Raw genomic sequence first — 20,735 nt, 5'->3', positions numbered from 1 at the left:
CCGCTCGGAACGGGATTGCAAACTCTACAGAAAAAATATAGGTAATTTTATCCGAGATCGTTCGGGGGCGCGTGCGCCTATTGCCAGAGGGGATGATGCCATGTTGAATCTCGATGTCGCCGAACGTCGCGGCGCTGCCATATCACGCGGTGTCGGCGTGACCACGCAGGTCTATGCCGAGCGGGCGGAAAACGCGGAAATCTGGGATATCGAGGGGAAGCGCTACATCGATTTCGCCGCCGGTATCGCCGTCGTCAACACAGGCCATCGTCACCCCCGCGTGATCGCTGCCGTGAAGGACCAACTCGACCGCTTCACCCACACCTGCCATCAGGTCGTGCCTTACGAGAATTATGTGCGTCTGGCAGAGCGGCTGAATGCGCTGGTACCCGGCGATTTCGAGAAGAAGACGGTGTTCGTGACCACGGGGGCCGAAGCGGTTGAGAATGCCGTGAAGATCGCGCGGGCCGCGACGAAGCGCTCCGCCGTCATCGCCTTCTCCGGCGGCTTCCACGGCCGGACCTTCATGGGCATGGCGCTAACCGGCAAGGTTGCGCCCTACAAGGCCGGATTCGGCGCCATGATGCCGGATGTGTTCCATGTTCCCTTTCCGGCCGAACTGCACGGCATGACGGTGGAGGCGTCGCTGGCGGTGCTCGACCGGTTGTTCAAGGCCGATGTCGATCCGGCGCGTGTGGCGGCCTTCATCATCGAGCCGGTGCAGGGGGAGGGCGGTTTCTACGAGGTGCCGAAAGCCCTGGTGATCGCGCTGCGCGAGATCGCCGACCGACATGGCATCCTCCTGATCGCCGACGAGGTGCAGACCGGCTTTGCCCGCACGGGACGCATGTTCGCCATGGAGCATTATCCGGTCGTTGCCGATATCACGACCATGGCCAAGGGGCTCGGCGGCGGGTTTCCGATCGCGGCCGTGACCGGGCGTGCCGACATCATGGATGCACCCGGCCCGGGTGGCCTCGGCGGCACCTATGGCGGCAACCCGATCGGCATCGCGGCCGGCCTTGCCGTGCTCGACGTTATCGACGACGAGGATTTGTGCGCCCGTGCCGAACAGCTGGGCGCGCGGCTGAAGCAGCGGTTGCAGTCGTTCAAGGATTTCGTGCCTCAGATCGTCGATGTCAGGGGGCCGGGCTTCATGAATGCGGCGGAGTTCAATGTGCCGGGCACCGCGACGCCGGATGCCGATTTCACCAACAGGGTTCGGCAGCGGGCGCTGGAAAAGGGGCTGATCCTGCTTACCTGCGGCGTTTATGGAAATGTCATCCGTTTCCTCTCGCCGATCACCATTCAGGATCATATCTTCACCGAAGCGCTCGATATTCTCGAGGACACGCTGCGCGACTGCGTCAAGGGAGACTGACAATGAGCCTATCACCGGACCTTCTCGCCAAGCTGAAAGACCCGAGCCTTGCGACCGACAAGGCGCTGATCGGCGCCGAGTGGGTGGCGGCAGCCGCCGACGGCAAGACCTTCGACGTGCTCGACCCGGCAAACGGCACCCATGTCGCCACACTTCCCGACATGGGACGCGCGGAAACGGCGCAGTCCATCGCCGCTGCCCACAAGGCGCAGAAGGCGTGGGCGCGGAAGACCGGCAAGGAGCGGGCGCAGATCCTTCGCCGGCTATACGACCTTCTCGTTGCGAACGCCGACGACCTCGCCATCATCCTCACGACCGAGATGGGCAAGCCGCTGGCCGAGGCGAAAGGCGAGGTGCTGTATGGCGCATCCTATGTCGAGTGGTTCGGCGAGGAAGCCAAGCGCGTCTATGGCGACACGATTCCCGGGCATCAGCCCGACAAGCGCATCATCGTCGTCAAGCAGCCGATCGGTGTCGTCGCGGCCATCACGCCGTGGAATTTTCCGAATGCGATGCTCGCTCGCAAGATCGCGCCGGCGCTGGCGGCCGGCTGCGCCATCGTGTCGAAGCCTGCGGCCGAGACGCCGCTGTCCGCCCTGGCGCTCGCGATCCTTGCCGAGCGGGCGGGCCTTCCCGCAGGCCTCTTCAGCGTCATCCTGTCGACGGACTCCGCAGCCGTCGGGCTTGAGATGTGCGAGAGCGACAAGGTGCGCAAGCTGACCTTCACCGGCTCCACGAATGTCGGCAAGATCCTCTTCCGGCAGTCTGCCGGGCAGGTGATGAAGCTCGGGCTGGAGCTCGGCGGAAACGCGCCCTTCATCGTCTTCGAGGACGCCGATCTCGATGCGGCGGTCGAAGGCGCCATGGTGTCGAAGTACCGGAACAACGGACAGACCTGCGTCTGTGCTAACCGTCTCTATGTGCAGTCGAGCGTCTACGACGCTTTTGCCGAAAAGCTTGCCGCGAAGGTGCGCGCCATCAAGGTCGGCAGCGGGTTCGAGCCGGATGTCAGTGCCGGGCCGCTGATCTCGGAAAAAGCGCTGGCCAAGGTCGAGGATCACATCGCCGACGCGGTCTCCAAGGGTGCCGAGATCGCGGTGGGCGGTGCGCGGGCGACGGACAAGGGCGATCTTTTCTTCCAGCCGACGATCCTGACCGGTGTCACGCCCGACATGAAGCTCGCACGCGAGGAGACCTTCGGCCCCGTTGCGCCGCTCTTCCGCTTCGAGACGGAAGAGGATGTGATCGCCATGGCCAACGACACGGAATTCGGCCTTGCCGCCTATTTCTACGCCCGTGATATCTCCAAGATCTTCCGCGTGGCCGAAGATCTCGAATATGGCATGGTCGGCATCAACACCGGTCTGATCTCCACCGAAGTCGCCCCCTTCGGCGGCATCAAGCAGTCCGGCCAAGGCCGCGAGGGCTCGAAATACGGGATCGAGGACTATATCGAGGTGAAGTATCTCTGCCTGAGTGTGTGAGCGCACAGGACCTTAAGCAGAAAAAAGCGGGCGTCTGACGGCGCCCGCTTTTTGCATTTCGAAAAACGGCTTCCGGCCCAGACCGGTCGCCCATTTCCTACATATGGATCGGCTTGAAGAAGGTTGCGAGAGCTGCCTCCTTGACGGCTTCCGACATGGTGGGGTGGGCGTGGCAGGTGCGGCCGAGGTCTTCCGAGGAGCCGCCGAATTCCATAAGGACGGCGATTTCGTGGATCATCTCGCCGGCGCCAAAGCCGATGATGTGGCCGCCGAGAACGCGGTCGGTGTCCTTGTCGGCGAGGATCTTCACGAAGCCATCGACGGCCTGCATGGCGCGGGCGCGGCCGTTGGCGGTGAAGGGGAACTTGCCGACCTTGTAGGCAATGCCCGCGCTCTTCAGCTCTTCCTCGGTCTTGCCGACGGAGGCGACTTCCGGCTGGGTGTAGACGACGCCGGGGATGACATCGTAGTTCACATGACCTGCCTGACCGGCAAGGATTTCGGCCAGCGCCACGCCTTCGTCTTCCGCCTTGTGGGCGAGCATCGGGCCGCGCACGACGTCGCCGATGGCGTAGATGCCATCGACATTGGTCTTGAAGTGGCCATCGATCTCGACGCGGCCGCGATTGTCGAGTGCGACGCCCGCTTCCTCAAGGCCAAGGCCGGCGGTGTAGGGCTTGCGCCCCGTCGCCACGAGAACCACGTCGGCCGAAATCGTCTGCGCCTCGCCGCCCTTGACGGGTTCGAAGGTCACGGTCGCGCCGTCGCCTTCACGGGCGACGCCGGTGACCTTGGCGCCGAGGTTGAAGGTGATGCCCTGCTTTGCGAGAATGCGCTGGAACTGCTTGGAGACTTCGCCATCCATGCCGCCGAGAATGGTGTCGAGATATTCGACAACGGTGACCTGTGCGCCGAGACGCGCCCAGACCGAGCCGAGTTCGAGGCCGATGACGCCGCCGCCAACCACGACCATGGTGCCGGGAACCTTCTCCAGCGCGATGCCGCCCGTCGAGGAGACGATGACCGTCTCGTCGATCTCGACGGGAACGCCCGGGATGCCGGCAACATCGGAGCCGGTGGCAATGACGATGTTCTTCGTCTCGACCGTCTGTTCCTCGCCCGCATCGTTGGTGACGACGACCTTGCCGGCACCGGCAATGCGGCCGGTCCCCTGGATGGCGTCGATCTTGTTTTTCTTGAACAGGAAGGCGACGCCCTCGACGTTCGACTTCACGGTCGCGTCCTTGTGCTCCATCATCTTCGGCAGGTTGAGGCGTGGGGCTTCGACCTCGATGCCGAGGCTATCCATATGGCCGGCAGCGTGGAACATCTCGGAGGCGTGCAGCAGGGCCTTGGAGGGGATGCAGCCGATGTTGAGGCAGGTGCCGCCATAGGTCGCCCGCTTTTCAACGACGGCCACCTTCAGGCCGAGCTGGGCTGCCTTGATGGCGGCGACATAGCCGCCGGGGCCGGTTCCGATGATAACGACGTCATATGCCATGGATACTGTCCTTCCGTGCGCAGCCTGTCCCGGCTGCCGATGTTGTCCTTGGCGGCCGCTTGGCGGCTGCCGGATGTGAATGTCGAGCGCGGCAGCCGGGGTTACGCTGCCTTCTCGGTTGCAAGTTTCAGCCCGAGCGCGATGAAGACCATGCCGCTGGCGCGGTCGATCCAGTGGCTGATGCGGGCGAAGCGGGCACGCATAGCGGGCGTCGTCATGAACAGGCTGACGGCCACGAACCAGGCGATGAGGCACGTCGCCATGACGAGGCCATAGCCGAACTTGACCGCGACCGGCGTCTGCGTGCTGACGACCGTCGAGAAGATCGACAGGAAAAAGAACACCGGCTTCGGGTTCAGCGCGTTGGCGGCAAAGCCGAGGCCGAAGGCCTTGAAAGCGGATTGCGGAACGCGGGTGGCGGGTTCCATCGTCGGCGCGGCGGTCTCGACCGCGTCTGTCGGCTTCGCCCTCAGGGCCTTGAACCCGATGTAGAGCAGGTAGGCGACACCGCACCATTTGACGATGTTGAACAGCGTGATCGATTGGGAGATGACAAGGCCGAGACCGAGGATCGTATAGGTGACATGGACCATCAGCGATGCGCCGACGCCGAAGGAGGTGAGGATCGCCGAGCGGCGTCCGTGCAGGATCGACTGGCGCATGACCATGGCGAGATCGGCGCCGGGCGAGACGATTGCGAAGGCGAAGATCGCCATCAACGAGGCGAGTTCGAAGAGATAGGGATGCACGGACAGTTCCATCATGCGTCTCCGGTCGGTGCCTGCAGCTCCGGGCAGGGAAAGAGGTTCGGGCAACCCAGGCAGCCCGAATCGAGAGCGTCCTCAAAAGACGAGAACAAGCCCCATCAGGCCGAGGCCGGAGAGAGCGCCGAGCCAGACGAGGGAGCGAATATAGGGTATGCCCGCGAGGTAGAGCGGGATGTAGACGATGCGGCAGGCAAACCAGAGCCACGCGCCGAGGAGGCCCCACCCGGAGGGATCGCCGGCAATGGCGAGACCGAGAGCAAGGCCGATGAAGGCAGGATAGGTTTCCTGGAAGTTCTTCGACGCCCGGCCGGCACGGCCGACAATCAGGCCTTTCGGCTGCTCGTCGCCGTCACGCGGGCCGGCATTCCAGCCGGAACCGAGCTCGCGGGTCACCAGCATGCCATGCAGGCAGATGTGGAAGACGAGCAGCACCACGCTCCAGGCGACGAGCGCCGGGAAGGGCGAGGTGGCGATCACGGTCGGTTCCATGCGGGTATCTTTCGGTCAGGCGAAAGGCCCGCCCTTGTCGGGCAGGCCTCGTCATATGGTCTCAGAGATCGAGAACGAGACGTTCCGGATCTTCGAGGCTTTCTTTGACGCGGACGAGGAAGGTCACGGCTTCCTTGCCGTCGACGATGCGGTGATCATAGGAGAGCGCGAGATACATCATCGGGCGGATGACGATCTGGCCGCCGACGACGACGGGGCGATCCTGGATCTTGTGCATGCCGAGAATACCGGACTGCGGTGCGTTGAGGATCGGCGAGGACATCAGCGAGCCATAGACGCCACCATTGGTGATGGTGAACGTGCCGCCCTGCATGTCGGCCATCGACAGCGAGCCGTCACGGGCAGCCTTGGCAAGCCGGCCGAGCTCCTTCTCGATCTGGGCGATCGACATCTGGTCCGCATCGCGGATGACCGGGACGACGAGCCCCTTGTCGGTGCCGACGGCCATGCCGACGTGGCAGAAGTTCTTGTAGACGAGATCCGTGCCGTCGATCTCGGCGTTGACGGCCGGCAGTTCCTTCAGCGCGTGCGTCACGGCCTTGGTGAAAAAGCCCATGAAGCCGAGCTTCACGCCATGCTTCTTCTCGAAGACGTCCTTGTACTTGGTGCGCAGGTCCATGACCGCCTTCATGTCCACCTCGTTGTAGGTGGTCAGCATGGCGGCGGTGTTCTGGGCGTCCTTGAGGCGCTTGGCGATCGTTTGGCGCAGGCGCGTCATCTTCACGCGCTCTTCGCGCGGTGCGTCCGCTGCGTTGGAAGGACCGCGGGCAGGGGCTTTCGCTTGTTCGGCAGGCGCTGCCGGCGTCTGGAGGCCACGATTGACGGCGGCGATCACGTCGCCCTTGAGGACCTGACCACGCTTGCCGGAGCCATCGACGTCGGCAGCAGAAACGTTGTTCTCGGCCAGCATCTTGGCGGCAGCTGGCGCGGGCGGCATGGAGGAAGGCACCGACGACGCAGCTGGCGCTTCGGCGGCAGGCTTTTCCGCGGCCGGTGCAGGAGCCGCGGCTTCGGCAGGCTTGGCAGCGGGGGCAGCGCCGGCGCTCGCGCTCGCGCCCGCACCTTCAGCGATCTGGCCGAGGAGCGCGCCAAGGCCGACGGTTTCGCCTTCATTGGCAACGATTTCCGACAGCGTGCCGGAGGCCGGTGCCGGGACTTCGATCGTAACCTTGTCGGTTTCGAGTTCCAGCAGGGGCTCGTCGGCGTTCACGGTGTCGCCGACCTTCTTGAACCAGGTGCCGATCGTGGCTTCGCTGACGGATTCACCCAGGGTGGGCACGCGGATTTCGGTTGCCATTGTTAAAACGTCCTGATGTTGCGGGCGTTGCTGCCGGACCGGTCAGTCGCGCCTGAAAAGGGAAGAGATGAGGAAGCAGACCGCGGCGGAACAGCGTTCCGCCCACGGGACCGACCATGAGAAAGGCCGGTATCGGGCTGACAGTCCATCCACCTCGCCAGAGCGGCCGAGACCGCTGCCGATGCAACGGTCCGACCGATCTGGTGCGAGGTGGTGGAGAGGATGCCCATATCGACGCGTCAGCCTCCAAGCGCGTCTTCGAGGAAGGCGGCAAGCTGGGCCAGATGCTTGGACATCAGGCCTGTCGCCGGCGAGGCTGCGGCCGGGCGGCCGGTGTAGCGCACCCGCTGGTACTTCGCATCGATATGCGCCAGCACCCATTCGAGATAGGGATCGATGAACGACCAGGACCCCATGTTCTTGGGCTCTTCCTGGCACCAGACCATCTCCGCGTTGCGGAAGCGGCTGAGCTCGTTGATCAGCGCCTTGGCCGGGAACGGATAGAGCTGTTCCAGACGCAGGAGGTAGATGTCGTCGATGCCACGCTTTTCGCGCTCTTCGAGCAGGTCGTAATAGACCTTGCCCGAGCAGAGCACGACGCGGCGGATTTTCGCATCCTTCTGGAGCTTGATCGGGCCGTCCTTGATCACTTCCGCATCGTCCCACAGCAGGCGGTGGAACGAGGTCTCGCCGGCCATTTCCGACAGGCTGGAAATGGCGCGCTTGTGACGCAGCAGCGACTTCGGCGTCATGATGATCAGCGGCTTGCGGAAGTCGCGCTTCATCTGGCGGCGCAGGACGTGGAAGTAGTTTGCCGGCGTCGTGACGTTGACGACCTGCATGTTGTCTTCCGCGCACATCTGCAGCCAGCGTTCGAGGCGTGCGGAGGAGTGCTCCGGACCCTGACCTTCATAGCCATGCGGCAGCAGGCAGACGAGGCCCGACATGCGCAGCCACTTGCGTTCGCCGGAGGAGATGAACTGGTCGAAGACGACCTGCGCACCGTTGGCGAAGTCGCCGAACTGGGCTTCCCACAGCGTCAGTGCGTTCGGACGGGCGAGCGAGTAGCCATATTCGAAGCCGAGAACGGCTTCTTCCGACAGCATCGAATTGATGACCTCGTAGCGCGCCTGGGTGGGCGCGAGGTTGGCGAGCGGGATGTAGCGCTCTTCCGTCTGCTGATCGTAGAGAACGGTATGACGCTGGGAGAACGTGCCACGCTCGCAATCTTGGCCCGACAGACGGATCTTCGTGCCTTCGACAGCGAGAGACCCGAAGGCGAGCGCCTCTGCCATCGCCCAGTCGATGCCTTCGCCCGTCTGGATCATGTTGGCGCGGTTGTCCATGAAGCGCTGGATCGTCTTGTGGACGTTGAAGCCTTCCGGAACTTCCGAGAGCTTGCGGCCGATGTCCTTCAGCGACTTCATCGGCACCGAGGTCTTGCCGCGGCGCTGTTCGTCCTGATTGTCGGCCGTGCGCAGGCCCGACCATGCGCCATCCAGCCAGTCGGCCTTGTTGGGCTTGTAGGACTGGCCAGCCTCGAACTCCTGTTCGAGACGGGCGCGCCAGTCGGCCTTCATCTTTTCCAGTTCGCCGTCCGTAATCAGGCCTTCGGCGATCAGGCGTTCGCCGTAGAGCTGGACGACCGTCTTGTGACCGCGGATAACCTTATACATCTTCGGCTGCGTGAAAGACGGTTCGTCGCCTTCGTTGTGGCCGAAGCGGCGATAGCAGAACATGTCGATCACGACCGGCTTGTGGAACTTCATCCGGAATTCGATGGCGATCTTGGCGGCATAGGTTACGGCTTCCGGGTCGTCGCCGTTGACGTGGAAGATCGGCGCCTCGATCATCTTGGCGACATCGGAGGGATAAGGCGACGAACGCGAGAAGGCCGGATTGGTGGTGAAGCCGATCTGGTTGTTGATGATGAAGTGCAGCGTGCCGCCGACGCGATGGCCGCGCAGGCCCGACAGTCCGAGAATTTCCGCTGTAACACCCTGGCCCGCAAACGCAGCATCGCCGTGCAGCAGCAGCGGCAGAACCTTGGAGCGTTCCTTCAGCGGAATGACGTCGCCTTCAAAGGTCGTCGCCAACTGGTCCTGCTTGGCGCGTGCCTTGCCCATGACCACAGGGTTGACAATTTCGAGGTGCGACGGGTTTGCCGTCAGTGACAGGTGAACCTTGTTGCCGTCGAACTCGCGGTCCGACGACGCGCCGAGGTGGTACTTGACGTCACCGGAGCCCTCAACGTCGTCAGGGGCCGCCGAGCCGCCCTTGAACTCGTGGAACACGGCGCGATGCGGCTTGCCCATGACGTTGGTCAGAACGTTGAGGCGGCCACGGTGCGCCATGCCGAGGATGATTTCCTTCATCCCGTCCTGACCGCCGCGCTTGATGATCTGTTCGAGCGCCGGAATGAGCGATTCGCCGCCGTCGAGGCCGAAGCGCTTGGTGCCCTTGTACTTCACGTCGATGAACTGCTCGAAGCCTTCGGCCTCGATCAGCTTGGAGAGGATGGCCTTCTTGCCTTCCGGGGTGAACTCGACGCCCTTCGCAGGGCCTTCGATGCGCTCCTGGATCCAGCCTTTGATTTCGGGATCGGAAATATGCATGAACTCGACGCCGAGCGTCGAGCAATAGGTCCGCTCGAGGATATCGACGATTTCACGCATCGAGGCATATTCGAGCCCGAGCACGTTATCGAGGAAGATCTTGCGGTCCATGTCGCCGGCTTCGAAGCCGTAATTGGAAGGGGACAGTTCGTGATAATCCTCGACCGGGGCCGCAATCTGCAGCGGGTCGAGCTTGGCATGCAGGTGGCCGCGCATGCGATAGGCGCGGATGAGCATGATCGCCTTGATGCTGTCGCGCGTCGCCTGGTGGACATCGGCAGGCGAAATGGCGGCGCCGGTCGCTTCCGCCTTGGCTTCGGCCTTTGCCTGCACCTTCTTCTCGATGACCTTCTCGACCGTGCCCCAGTCGCCGTCCAGCGCCGAGGTCAGGTCGTCGCGCGGCGTCAGCGGCCAGTTCGGCTTCTTCCACGAGGCGCCCTTGGCGGCCTTCACGACGTCTTCGGGATTGTCGGCCAGCGCCTTGAAGAAAGACTGCCACTCGCCCGAAACAGACGACGGGTCCGCCTCGTAGCGCGCGTGGAGCTGCTCGATATAGCTCGCATTGGCGCCGTCCAGAAAGGACGTCAGTTGAAATTGCTCGTTAGCCTCTTGCCTTGCCATGGTTTTATCGCGGACCTGTCCGTCCGCCTCCTGACTTGTTGGATGCGGCCTCTGAGATATGCGGACGTGCCATCCCGGGCCGACTTTGCGACGGCCATCCAATACGGCCGCATGCGTGTCATTTGTTTGGCAGGACCCAAGCGCGAGGCTTTGATTGCCATGTCTGTTAGATGGGGCAAGGGACGGCTGGCGCCAATGGCCGGCCGTCCCTTAACGTTGCATCAGCCCTTGAGGACTTCCACCAGCGTCTTGCCGAGGCGGGCCGGGGAGGGGGAAACACGGATGCCGGCCTGTTCCATGGCGGCGATCTTGTCTTCGGCGCCACCCTTGCCGCCGGAAATCACGGCGCCTGCATGGCCCATGGTGCGGCCGGGAGGTGCCGTACGACCGGCGATGAAGCCGACCATCGGCTTCTTGCGGCCACGCTTGGCTTCGTCCATCAGGAACTGCGCGGCTTCTTCTTCGGCGGAACCGCCGATTTCGCCGATCATGATGATGGACTTGGTCTCGTCGTCGGCCAGGAACATTTCGAGCACGTCGATGAACTCGGTGCCCTTGACCGGGTCGCCACCGATGCCGACGGCGGTCGTCTGGCCAAGGCCTTCGTTTGTCGTCTGGAACACGGCTTCATAGGTGAGCGTGCCCGAACGCGAGAGAACGCCGACGGAGCCCTTCTTGAAGATGTTGCCCGGCATGATGCCGATCTTGCACTCGTTCGGCGTCATGACGCCGGGGCAGTTCGGGCCGATCAGGCGGGACTTCGACGCATCGAGACGCGCCTTGACCTTAACCATGTCGGCAACCGGAATGCCTTCGGTGATGCAGACGATGAGCGGGATTTCCGCTTCGATCGCCTCGATGATGGCAGCCGCAGCGCCGGCCGGGGGAACGTAGATGACGGACGCGTCGGCGCCGGTCTGTTCCTTGCCTTCGGCAACCGTTGCGAAGATCGGCAGCTTTTCGCCCTTGGAACCTTCCCAGGTCTCGCCACCCTTTTTCGGGTTGATGCCGCCGACCATCTGCGTACCGTGATAGGCGAGCGCCTGTTCGGTGTGGAACGTGCCTGTCTTGCCCGTCAGACCCTGAACAAGGATCTTGGTGTCTTTATTGATGAGAATGGACATGGATCAGTTTTCCTCTTCCTCGAATTCGAGGGAATCAAATTCTTCGAAAGCGTCGTTGGACCAGCGGTAACCCTTGCCGGCGATCGACTTCTCACCAAGATGGCTGTTCAGGTTCTTGGACCAGTGCGTGTGGAACCAGTCGAACTGCTTGTCGGCTGTCGAGATGCCGAGCTCGCCCTTCCAGACGTACAGCGTGTCGTCCTTCGACTTCAGCTTGAAGAACTCGACGGCATCTTCGTCATGCGTGAAATGCGCCCAGCGATCGGCGGCCTCGTCGTCGAGGTCCGGCGTGGTGTCCCAGCAGACGAAGTAGCACAGGTTGATGTCGGTCTCGTTCGGTCCGAAGGACTGGCGATTGACCGTCTTTTTCGCATCGCTCATGGGATCAGGCACCCTTCACGGCAGCAACGATCTTCTGTGCGGCGTCGTCCAGATCGTCGGCCGAGATGACGTTGAGGCCGCTCTCGTTGATGATCTTCTTGCCGAGGTCGACGTTCGTGCCTTCGAGGCGCACGACGAGCGGCACCGTCAGGCCGACGTCCTTGACGGCTGCAATCACGCCTTCGGCGATGACGTCGCACTTCATGATGCCGCCGAAGATGTTGACCAGAATGCCCTTAACGGCCGGATCGGCGGTGATGATCTTGAAGGCCGCGGTGACCTTCTCCTTCGTGGCGCCGCCACCGACATCGAGGAAGTTGGCAGGCTCGGCGCCGTAGAGCTTGATGATGTCCATCGTCGCCATGGCAAGGCCTGCGCCGTTGACCATGCAGCCGATATTGCCGTCGAGGGCGACATAAGCGAGGTCGTACTTGGACGCCTCGATTTCCTTTGCGTCTTCCTCGGTCTTGTCGCGCAGCGCAACGACGTCTTCGTGGCGGAAGAGTGCGTTGCCGTCGAAAGACATCTTGGCGTCGAGGACGCGCAGGCGGCCGTTGGTCATGACGATCAGCGGGTTGACCTCGAGCAGGCTCATGTCCTTCTCGACGAAGGCCTTGTAGAGGATCGGGAACAGACGCTCGCCATCGGCCTTGGCTTCGCCTTCGAGCTTCAGCGCCGAGGTGAGGGCGTCGAGGTTTTCAGCGGTCACGCCAGCGACCGGGTCGATCGCGACGTTGATGATCTTTTCCGGCGTGTCGTGGGCGACGGTTTCGATGTCCATGCCGCCTTCCGTGGAGACCACGAAGGAGACCTGTCCGACGGCGCGATCGACGAGGATGGAGAGGTAGAGTTCACGGTCGATGTCGGCGCCGTCCTCGATGTAGAGGCGGTTCACCTGCTTGCCGGCATCGCCGGTCTGCTTGGTGACGAGGGTGTTGCCGAGCATTTCCTTCGAATGGGAAACCGCTTCCTCGATGGTCTTGGCGAGGCGCACGCCGCCCTTGGCGTCGGGGCTGAGTTCCTTGAACTTGCCCTTGCCGCGGCCGCCGGCGTGGATCTGGCTCTTGACGACGTAAAGCGGGCCGGGCAGCGACTTCGCCGCAGCTTCCGCCTCGTCGGCCGAGAAGATCGCGACACCTTCGGCAACCGGTGCGCCAAAGCTCTTCAGGAGAGCCTTGGCCTGGTATTCATGAATGTTCATGGAAATATTCCTGTCTGATGTCGGAAAAGATTACTTCAGGCTCGGAGCGATGCCGACGCAAGCTTCGCAGAGACCGGCAACGGCCGACACGGACTTGTCGAAGGCTTCCTGTTCGGCCTTGGTAAACTCGACCTCGATGATGCGCTCGATGCCGCCGGCACCGATGATGGTGGGAACGCCGACATACATGTCGTTGACGCCATACTGGCCGGAAAGGTAGGCCGCGCAGGGCATGACGCGCTTCTTGTCCTTGAGGAAGGATTCGGCCATCTCGATGGCGGAGGCAGCCGGTGCGTAATAGGCCGAGCCGGTCTTGAGCAGGCCGACGATCTCGGCGCCGCCGTCACGGGTGCGCTGGATGATCTCTTCCAGGCGTTCCTTGGTGACCCAGCCCATTTTCACGAGGTCCGTCAGCGGAATGCCGCCGACCGTGGAGTAGCGAGCGAGCGGAACCATCGTATCGCCGTGGCCGCCGAGAACGAAGGCGGTGACGTCCTGAACAGAGACGTTGAATTCCTGGCTGAGGAACAGGCGGAAGCGTGCGCTGTCGAGCACGCCGGCCATGCCGACGACCATGTTCTTGGGGAGGCCCGAGAACTTTTGCAGCGCCCAGACCATCGCGTCGAGCGGGTTGGTGATGCAGATGACGAACGCGTTCGGCGCGTATTTCTTGATGCCGGCGCCGACCTGTTCCATGACCTTGAGGTTGATGCCCAGCAGGTCATCGCGGCTCATGCCGGGCTTGCGGGCAACCCCGGCGGTGACGATGCAGACATCGGCGCCTTCGATCGCCGCATAGTCGCTGGCGCCGGTCAGGTTGGCGTTGAAGCCTTCCACGGGCGAGGACTGCGCGATGTCGAGGCCCTTGCCCTGAGGCACGCCGTCGGCGATGTCGAAGAGAACGATGTCGCCCAATTCCTTGAGGCCGGCCAAATGCGCCAGCGTGCCGCCAATCATTCCGGAACCGATAAGTGCGATCTTGTTGCGCGCCATGAAAGTGCTTCCTTTGAGATCAAATCTGGCAAGGTCTGCAGCGACACGTCTCCGCTTTTCCGGGCGGCACCCAACCTCACGGGCGAAAGCACTAGTCGTCTCCTCCAAAAATATCAACCGATACTTTTGGAGTGAGATTTTTCAATCGTTTAGATGAATATTTTCTTACGTAAACGTAAGTTATTCGGTCACGAATTCTTCGCATTTGCAGCATGCGCACCCGCATATTCGCTGCTTTGCAGTTCGATCAGGCGGGAAACCGTCCGGTCGAACTCGAAGCCTTCCGTGCCGCGCTTGACGGTCAGGAGGCTCTCTGGACGGGCTGCCGCCGAAGCGAACAGCCGGGCGCCTTGGTCGTAGATCGTATCCACCAGCATGATGAAACGCTTGGTCTCGTTCCGCCGGTCGGGGTCGAGCAGCGGGATGTCGTCGATGAAGATGACACGGTAGTGCGACAGAATGGTGAGGTAGTCGGTCGCACCGAGCGGGCGGGCGCAAAGATCCGCGAAGGAAAACCGCGCGCAGTCGCTGGCTGCCAACGGCACATGGATCGTGCGGCCCTTGAAGGTGAGATCGGCGGGTGCGGGTTTCAGGCCTGCGGTCGCCTTTGCCCAGGATGCATCGAGGGCCTGGCGGGCGGCATCTTCGAGCGGGGAGGACCAGACGGGCAGGCCGCTGGTCTTCTCCAGACGGTAATCCGTCTGCGTGTCGAGCGGCACGACCTCGGCGTGAGCGCGCAGGAGATCCACGAAGGGCAGGAAGAGCGAGCGGTTGAGCCCGTCGCGATAGAGATCGCCGGGCTCAACATTGGACGTAGCGACCAGCACGCAGCCGCGTTTGAAAAGCTCTCCGAACAGGCGCGACAGGATCATTGCATCGGCGATGTCCGTCACCGAAAACTCGTCGAAGCAGAGGAGACGGGCTTCCGCATAGATATCGGCGGCGACGGGCGGCATCGGGTCCGCGTCCTTCGTCTCGCCATTCTTCAGCTTCTGCCGGTGCTTGAAGATACGGTCCTGCACCTCGGCCATGAATTCGTGAAAGTGCGCGCGCCGCTTGCGCTCGATCGGCACAGCCTCGAAGAACAGATCCATGAGCATGGTCTTGCCGCGCCCGACGCCGCCATAGAGGTAGAGGCCCTTGATCGGTGGACGCTGCTCTCGCTTTGCGGCAAAGAGCCAGCCGAGCGCGTTCGACTTGCGGTTCGCGCGGCTGGCGGCCAGGTCCGTGGACAGGCTGTCGAGGCGGGCGGCGATGGCAAGCTGCGCCGGATCACGGCGCATGTCGCCGCTGGCGATACGGGCCTCGAGGCGTCTGGAGATGGTATTTTCAGCGTTTGGCACGCGCAGCCTTCCTGGCCGTCAGAAGAGGCCCGGCGTCAACCGGGCGCTGGAGATCTCGGCTTCGACCGCTTGGGGATCAGCGGCTCAGGCTGACGGGCTGGCCGCTATTGGTCTGGCCGTCGTAACGGGAATCGGCCGTCTTGTAGAGGCGGGCGAGCGCATTGCCGCTGCGGTCCTTAAGGACGACCTGCTTGCCGGCCACTTCCCAGGAGCCCATCTGCGTCAGTTCGCCTGCGCAACCGCGGGTGCCGCCGCGTGAACCGGAGCCAAGATTGGTCAGCGTCAGGAACATGTCGCACGAGCTGCCGCCATTGGCGACGCGCCAGTTGCCGACCATGGATTCCTTGGTCACGTCAAGCGAGGCTGCGGGTGCCGCTGGAGCACCGGGGGGAACCTGCGCGCCGCCGAGGGCGGCCGTCTGGTTCACAGGTGCTGCCGGGAACTGGGATGTGTCGCCGCTTGTCGGAGGTGGCAGGGCGCCGCCGGAAACCGAGGGAACGGGCTGCGCCTGCAAGGGGGCAGGCCCGCCCATGTCACGCTGATCGAAAGCGCCCACTGATGTGCGCTGGCATCCCGAAAGGGCCAGCACCGCCGCCAGACCCGCCGCAACATGATATGCCCGCATTTCGAACTCCCGGTCGTCTCGCATGAAAAATGAACGTTCGAGACAGATATAGGCCGGATTAAGGTTAATCGACCTTTAAGGTTGTTGAAAAACGTTCTTTCCTACAGCCTTGTGGCGGTAAGGAAACGCCGATCCGCGTTTCCTCCCGTAAAATTGTCGCTCAGACGCGACGCTCGACCATCATTTTCTTGATCTCGCCGATCGCCTTGGCCGGGTTGAGGCCCTTGGGACAGGTCTGCGCGCAGTTCATGATGGTGTGGCAACGATAGAGGCGGAAGGGATCTTCCAGATTGTCCAGACGCTCGCCCTTCGCTTCGTCGCGACTGTCGATCAGCCAGCGATAGGCCTGGAGAAGGACGGCCGGCCCGAGATAGCGATCGCCGTTCCACCAGTAGCTCGGGCAGGATGCCGAGCAACAGGCGCAGAGAATGCATTCGTAGAGACCGTCAAGCTTGGCGCGATCGTCATGGCTCTGCTTCCACTCCTTGGCCGGAGCGGGCGAGACCGTCTTGAGCCAAGGCTCGATGGAGCGGTGCTGGGCGTAGAAGTTGGTCAGGTCCGGCACGAGATCCTTCACCACGGGCATATGCGGCAGCGGATAGACCTTCACCGCGCCCTTCACATCGTCCATGCCCTTGGTGCAGGCCAGCGTGTTGGTGCCGTCGATGTTCATGGCGCAGGACCCGCAGATCCCCTCGCGACAGGAGCGGCGCAGCGTCAGCGTCGGGTCGATCTTGTTCTTGATGTAGAGAAGGGCATCGAGAACCATCGGGCCGCAATCGTCGACATCGATGAAGAAGGTGTCGATCGACGGGTTCTTGCCGTCATCGGGGCTCCAGCGATAGACGCGGAATTCGCGGGTATTCTTCGCGCCGGCGGGCTTCGGCCACACCTTGCCCTCGGTCATCTGCGAGTTCTTGGGAAGTGCAAGTTCAACCATGCGACCTGTCCGTTCTTTCCTTGCGCCGATCTTCGCGCCGATTCTGGCGCCGGTCCTGGCGAATGACCAGCTTCAGCCCTGACCAAATCGCGTCGATGGCGGCGACCTTGACATCCACCAGATCGAGATTGAGGGCCGCTGCGCGCACGACATCCTCGGTCACGTCCGTCTTAACCTTCGAAGCTTTCTTCGGCCATGAGACCCAGATCATGCCATCCGGCGTGATCCGGTCCTGTAGCCCGGAAAGCTCGTGTTCGATCTCCGCCTTCTCAATCGTGAAGGCATGGATCGCATCGTAAATCCGTGTCGCCGCCCGCATCGCCCCCCAGGACGGGAACCGGTCGCACGACGTTAGTTCAGCCAAAGCCGGCAGTTCCGCCAGAGTGTCCGGCAGCGCGATGAACGCAACCGTCATCCCGGGCTTGAAGCCCAGCTTCCTTGGAAGCGGCGTGCCGGAATATCCCGCCGCCGCCGCCATATCAGTAGACGCGGGCTTTGGGCTCGATCTTGTAGGGATCGATGCCTTCGGCGAGCAATTCAGTGTGAACCGGGCGATAGTCGAGCTTGACGTCGCCGGCCTCATTGACCCAGGCGAGCGTGTGCTTGCGCCAGTTGACGTCGTCGCGACCGGCGAACGGGCCGGATGTATAGTCCTCGCGTGCATGGCTGCCGCGGCTTTCCTTGCGGGCTTCCGCGCCGACGACCGTGGTGATGGCGTTGGCCATGAGGTTTTCGAGTTCCAGCGTTTCCACGAGATCCGAGTTCCAGATCATCGAGCGATCGGTGACCTTGATGTCGGACATTTCGGACCAGATGGCGCTCATGCGCTTGCAGCCGCTTTCCAGCGATTCCTGCGTGCGGAACACGGCGGCGTCCTCCTGCATCGTGCGCTGCATCTTTTCGCGCAGGACCGAGGTCGGCGTGCCCCCGCTGGCATAGCGCAAGCCGTCGAGGCGGCCGACGATCTTGTCGCAGGCGGCCTTGTTCAGCGGCGGGATCGGGCTTGCCCGGTCGATGACCTCGCCGGCCCGAATGGCGGCGGCGCGGCCGAAGACCACGAGGTCGATCAGCGAGTTGGAGCCCAACCGGTTTGCGCCGTGCACCGAGGCGCAGCCGGCTTCGCCGACGGCCATCAGGCCGGGTATGATGCGTTCCGGGTTCTCGCCGTCGGCATTCAGCACTTCGCCCCAGTAATTGGTGGGAATGCCGCCCATGTTGTAGTGCACCGTCGGCAGAACCGGGATCGGCTCGCGCGTCACATCGACGCCGGCAAAGATCTTGGCGCTCTCGGAAATGCCCGGCAGGCGCTCGTTGAGAACGGCGGGGTCGAGATGGTCGAGATGCAGGAAGATGTGGTCCTTCGCCTTGCCGACGCCGCGCCCTTCGCGAATTTCGAGCGTCATGCAGCGGGAAACCACGTCGCGGGACGCCAGATCCTTGGCAGACGGCGCATAGCGCTCCATGAAGCGCTCGCCTTCGGAGTTGACGAGATAGCCGCCTTCGCCGCGCGCACCCTCGGTGATCAGGCAGCCGGCACCATAGATGCCGGTCGGGTGGAACTGCACGAACTCCATGTCCTGCAATGGCAGGCCGGCGCGCGCGATCATGCCGCCGCCATCGCCCGTGCAGGTGTGGGCCGAGGTCGCCGAGAAGTAGGCGCGGCCGTAGCCGCCGGTGGCCAGCACGACCATCTTGGCCGAGAAGCGGTGGATCGTGCCGTCATCCAGGCACCAAGCGACGACGCCGGTGCAGCGGCTGCCGTCGTCCGACATGATCAGGTCGAGCGCGAAATACTCGATGAAGAATTCGGCATTGTGCTTCAGCGACTGGCCGTAGAGCGTGTGCAGGATGGCGTGGCCGGTGCGGTCGGCGGCGGCGCAGGTGCGCTGCACCGGCGGGCCTTCGCCGTAGTTCTGCATGTGGCCGCCGAAGGGGCGCTGGTAGATCTTGCCTTCGGCATTGCGCGAGAACGGTACGCCGTAATGCTCGAGCTCGTAGACCGCCTTCGGCGCTTCCATGGCGAGATACTGCATGGCATCGACGTCGCCGAGCCAGTCGGAGCCCTTGACGGTGTCGTAGAGATGCCACTGCCAGCTGTCCGGCGTCATGTTCTGCAGTGATGCGGCGATGCCGCCCTGTGCCGCGACCGTGTGCGAGCGTGTCGGGAAGACCTTGGTGATGCAGGCCGTCTTGAAACCCTGTTCGGCCATGCCGAGCGTGGCGCGCAGTCCCGCGCCGCCGGCGCCCACGACGATCACGTCGTAGGAATGATCGACATACTGGTAGGCCTTGCCGTTGATGGAAGTCGGGCCGTTGACGGACGGTGCTTCGGTCGATGCCATGGTTTTATCCTGCAAAGGCGAGCTTCAGGATGGCGAAAAGACAGAGCCCGCCAACCGCGATCGCGAAGAATGTATTGAGCATGAGAAGGACGATCTTGATGCCTTCGGCGTGAACGTAGTCCTCGACGATCACCTGCATGCCAATCCGCATGTGGGTCAGCGCGGAGATGACGACAAGGGCCATGACCACGGCCACGAACGGATTGGCGAGCGCTGCGACCACATCCGCGTGAGGAGCGCCGGCATAGGTCATCATGAAGATCGCGAAGAATGTCAGAAGCGGCACGTTGGCCACGGCCGTCAGGCGCTGACGCCAGAAGTGATCCGTGCCTTCCTTGGCCGAACCGAGACCGCGAACCTTGCCGAGCGGTGTGCGCATATCCATGGTCGGAGCCCTCAGCGTACGATGATGACGACGATCCACAGAAGGAGCGTCACGGTGATGGAGCCGACGGCATTGGCGATGGCGAGCTTGGTCGAGAACTCCTTCTCGTAGCCATAGCCCAGATCCCACATGAAGTGGCGCAGGCCGCCGAACATATGGTGGATCAACGCCCAGGTGTAGCCGAACAGGATAACCTGGCCGATGATGGTGCCGAAGAACCAGCTTGCCCACTCGTAATAGGCGGGGCCGCTGGCCGCTGCGATCAGCCACCAGGCGACGAGCACCGTGCCGAAGTAGAGCGCCGCGCCGGTGATGCGGTGCACAATCGACATAAGCATGGTCGGAATGAGCTTGTAGATTTGAAGATGCGGCGAAAGCGGCCGGCTTTTGGTGACATTCGTCATCAGAACCTCACGGAACGACCGGTCAATCGTCCAAAAACTAGACTTTTTATATCCGGTTTGCGCAGGGATTGCGCAGCATTCAGGTGTGGCGAGCTTTAATCTTCGTCAGGTGTCTTCACAAGCCTGTTTGCGGTGCGAAAGAAAATTAATCGATTAGAGACGGAGGTTTATCGGGATGACCGTTAAACGGCATTTTACCGATTAAGCATATCCGGCGAAATCCGATGCAACCGCCTGACTTTCACGGCGACCTGCTCCAGATTGCTCTTAATGTTTTGTTAAGATCCGTCGGAGGTTCATTATGGTTCGGGACGTTTCCCTGCGATCGGTCGCTGTCGCGATTGGTCTCGTTGTCTTCTCCTTCGGAAGCGCGGAAGCGGGAGATGAAGGCTTTCGCGGTCTGTATTCTTCCGCGCAGCAAGAACAGCGCGAACAAAGATCCGGCGTCCGGCTTCAGGGCCGCCCCTATGTCGTACCGGACTATCGCGCGATACCGGACTATCGCGTCGTGCGCGGCGTCTTCGATGGCGAGCGCCGGGGTCGGCGCGGCTGGCGTGCGCCGGCCGCCGTCATCGTCGGCTCCGGGCGATATTCCGGCAATGCCAATGGCTTGTATCGCAGCCATGCCGGCAGCTATTTCACCATCACCAACTATGATGAAGATACTTCCTACGGCGCCATCGAGCGTTATCCGGCGGAAAGCCGTGCTGTCCGAAGCCGTGTGATCACGGTGGATCGCGGAGCGGCTCGTCGCAACGACAGCGCGTGCAGCTTCGAGGCGGGCGTCTGCGTCATTCGCGGGCGCTGAGGCCCGGCCCTCC

Annotated in this window: 19 protein-coding genes; 3 read left to right on the top strand and 16 right to left on the bottom strand. The window is 62.7% G+C overall.

Going from position 1 to position 20,735, the window contains the following annotated elements:
- Positions 1-100: 100 nt before the first annotated feature.
- Together GA0004734_RS02040 and GA0004734_RS02035 are read left to right on the top strand one after the other, a co-directional pair.
- A complete protein-coding gene (locus GA0004734_RS02040) occupies positions 101-1,381 on the top strand; it encodes a 4-aminobutyrate--2-oxoglutarate transaminase (RefSeq protein WP_092930759.1) in 1,281 nt (426 codons plus the stop codon).
- 2 nt (positions 1,382-1,383) lie between these two features.
- Positions 1,384-2,865 (top strand): NAD-dependent succinate-semialdehyde dehydrogenase, encoded by a 1,482-nt coding sequence (locus GA0004734_RS02035; protein WP_092930757.1) that lies wholly within the window; start codon positions 1,384-1,386, stop codon positions 2,863-2,865.
- Positions 2,866-2,962: 97 nt separating this feature from the next.
- Here GA0004734_RS02035 and lpdA read toward each other — a convergent pair whose 3' ends face one another.
- The 16 genes from lpdA to sdhC form a co-directional block, all read right to left on the bottom strand.
- On the bottom strand, positions 2,963-4,366 hold the full coding sequence (gene lpdA / locus GA0004734_RS02030; RefSeq protein WP_092930755.1) for a dihydrolipoyl dehydrogenase: 1,404 nt from the start codon (positions 4,364-4,366) through the stop codon (positions 2,963-2,965).
- Positions 4,367-4,467: 101 nt separating this feature from the next.
- Complete coding sequence (locus GA0004734_RS02025; protein ID WP_092935774.1) at positions 4,468-5,115, bottom strand: LysE family translocator; 648 nt, start codon at positions 5,113-5,115, stop codon at positions 4,468-4,470.
- 93 nt (positions 5,116-5,208) lie between these two features.
- On the bottom strand, positions 5,209-5,622 hold the full coding sequence (locus GA0004734_RS02020; protein ID WP_092930753.1) for an MAPEG family protein: 414 nt from the start codon (positions 5,620-5,622) through the stop codon (positions 5,209-5,211).
- A 61-nt stretch (positions 5,623-5,683) separates the two neighbouring features.
- Positions 5,684-6,940 carry a 2-oxoglutarate dehydrogenase complex dihydrolipoyllysine-residue succinyltransferase gene (gene odhB, locus GA0004734_RS02015; RefSeq protein ID WP_092930751.1) on the bottom strand — a complete coding sequence of 419 codons (1,257 nt, stop codon included), beginning with the start codon at positions 6,938-6,940 and terminating at the stop codon, positions 5,684-5,686.
- Between the two features lie 239 nt (positions 6,941-7,179).
- Positions 7,180-10,176, bottom strand: a complete 2,997-nt coding sequence (locus GA0004734_RS02010; RefSeq protein WP_092930749.1) for a 2-oxoglutarate dehydrogenase E1 component — start codon at positions 10,174-10,176, stop codon at positions 7,180-7,182.
- 221 nt (positions 10,177-10,397) lie between these two features.
- A complete protein-coding gene (gene sucD / locus GA0004734_RS02005) occupies positions 10,398-11,300 on the bottom strand; it encodes a succinate--CoA ligase subunit alpha (protein ID WP_062596279.1) in 903 nt (300 codons plus the stop codon).
- 3 nt (positions 11,301-11,303) lie between these two features.
- Positions 11,304-11,681 carry a hypothetical protein gene (locus tag GA0004734_RS02000; protein ID WP_092930747.1) on the bottom strand — a complete coding sequence of 126 codons (378 nt, stop codon included), beginning with the start codon at positions 11,679-11,681 and terminating at the stop codon, positions 11,304-11,306.
- A gap of 4 nt (positions 11,682-11,685) precedes the next feature.
- On the bottom strand, positions 11,686-12,882 hold the full coding sequence (gene sucC / locus GA0004734_RS01995; RefSeq protein WP_092930745.1) for an ADP-forming succinate--CoA ligase subunit beta: 1,197 nt from the start codon (positions 12,880-12,882) through the stop codon (positions 11,686-11,688).
- Between the two features lie 30 nt (positions 12,883-12,912).
- Positions 12,913-13,875: a malate dehydrogenase gene (mdh, locus tag GA0004734_RS01990; RefSeq protein ID WP_092930743.1), complete on the bottom strand. Its 963-nt coding sequence runs from the start codon at positions 13,873-13,875 to the stop codon at positions 12,913-12,915.
- A 188-nt stretch (positions 13,876-14,063) separates the two neighbouring features.
- A complete protein-coding gene (gene zapE, locus GA0004734_RS01985; protein ID WP_092930741.1) occupies positions 14,064-15,218 on the bottom strand; it encodes a cell division protein ZapE in 1,155 nt (384 codons plus the stop codon).
- Positions 15,219-15,294: 76 nt separating this feature from the next.
- Positions 15,295-15,843, bottom strand: a complete 549-nt coding sequence (locus GA0004734_RS01980) for a protease inhibitor Inh/omp19 family protein (RefSeq protein ID WP_092935772.1) — start codon at positions 15,841-15,843, stop codon at positions 15,295-15,297.
- A 160-nt stretch (positions 15,844-16,003) separates the two neighbouring features.
- A complete protein-coding gene (locus tag GA0004734_RS01975; RefSeq protein ID WP_092930739.1) occupies positions 16,004-16,783 on the bottom strand; it encodes a succinate dehydrogenase iron-sulfur subunit in 780 nt (259 codons plus the stop codon).
- Positions 16,776-17,198, bottom strand: coding sequence for a DUF3052 domain-containing protein (locus tag GA0004734_RS01970; RefSeq protein ID WP_348626076.1), 423 nt, complete (start codon positions 17,196-17,198; stop codon positions 16,776-16,778). The genes GA0004734_RS01975 and GA0004734_RS01970 overlap by 8 nt, the downstream gene beginning before the upstream one ends.
- A gap of 64 nt (positions 17,199-17,262) precedes the next feature.
- Positions 17,263-19,125, bottom strand: coding sequence for a succinate dehydrogenase flavoprotein subunit (gene sdhA / locus GA0004734_RS01965; protein WP_092930735.1), 1,863 nt, complete (start codon positions 19,123-19,125; stop codon positions 17,263-17,265).
- A gap of 4 nt (positions 19,126-19,129) precedes the next feature.
- Positions 19,130-19,510 (bottom strand): succinate dehydrogenase, hydrophobic membrane anchor protein, encoded by a 381-nt coding sequence (sdhD, locus tag GA0004734_RS01960; RefSeq protein WP_092930733.1) that lies wholly within the window; start codon positions 19,508-19,510, stop codon positions 19,130-19,132.
- An 11-nt stretch (positions 19,511-19,521) separates the two neighbouring features.
- A complete protein-coding gene (gene sdhC, locus GA0004734_RS01955; RefSeq protein ID WP_092930731.1) occupies positions 19,522-19,914 on the bottom strand; it encodes a succinate dehydrogenase, cytochrome b556 subunit in 393 nt (130 codons plus the stop codon).
- Between the two features lie 301 nt (positions 19,915-20,215).
- Between sdhC and GA0004734_RS01950 the strand changes: the two genes are divergently transcribed.
- Positions 20,216-20,722, top strand: a complete 507-nt coding sequence (locus GA0004734_RS01950) for a hypothetical protein (protein ID WP_092930729.1) — start codon at positions 20,216-20,218, stop codon at positions 20,720-20,722.
- The last annotated feature ends 13 nt before the right edge of the window (positions 20,723-20,735 follow it).

It is taken from the genome of Rhizobium sp. 9140 (genome assembly GCF_900067135.1).
Taxonomy (GTDB): domain Bacteria; phylum Pseudomonadota; class Alphaproteobacteria; order Rhizobiales; family Rhizobiaceae; genus Ferranicluibacter.
This window is presented reverse-complemented; position numbering and strand designations above follow the sequence as displayed.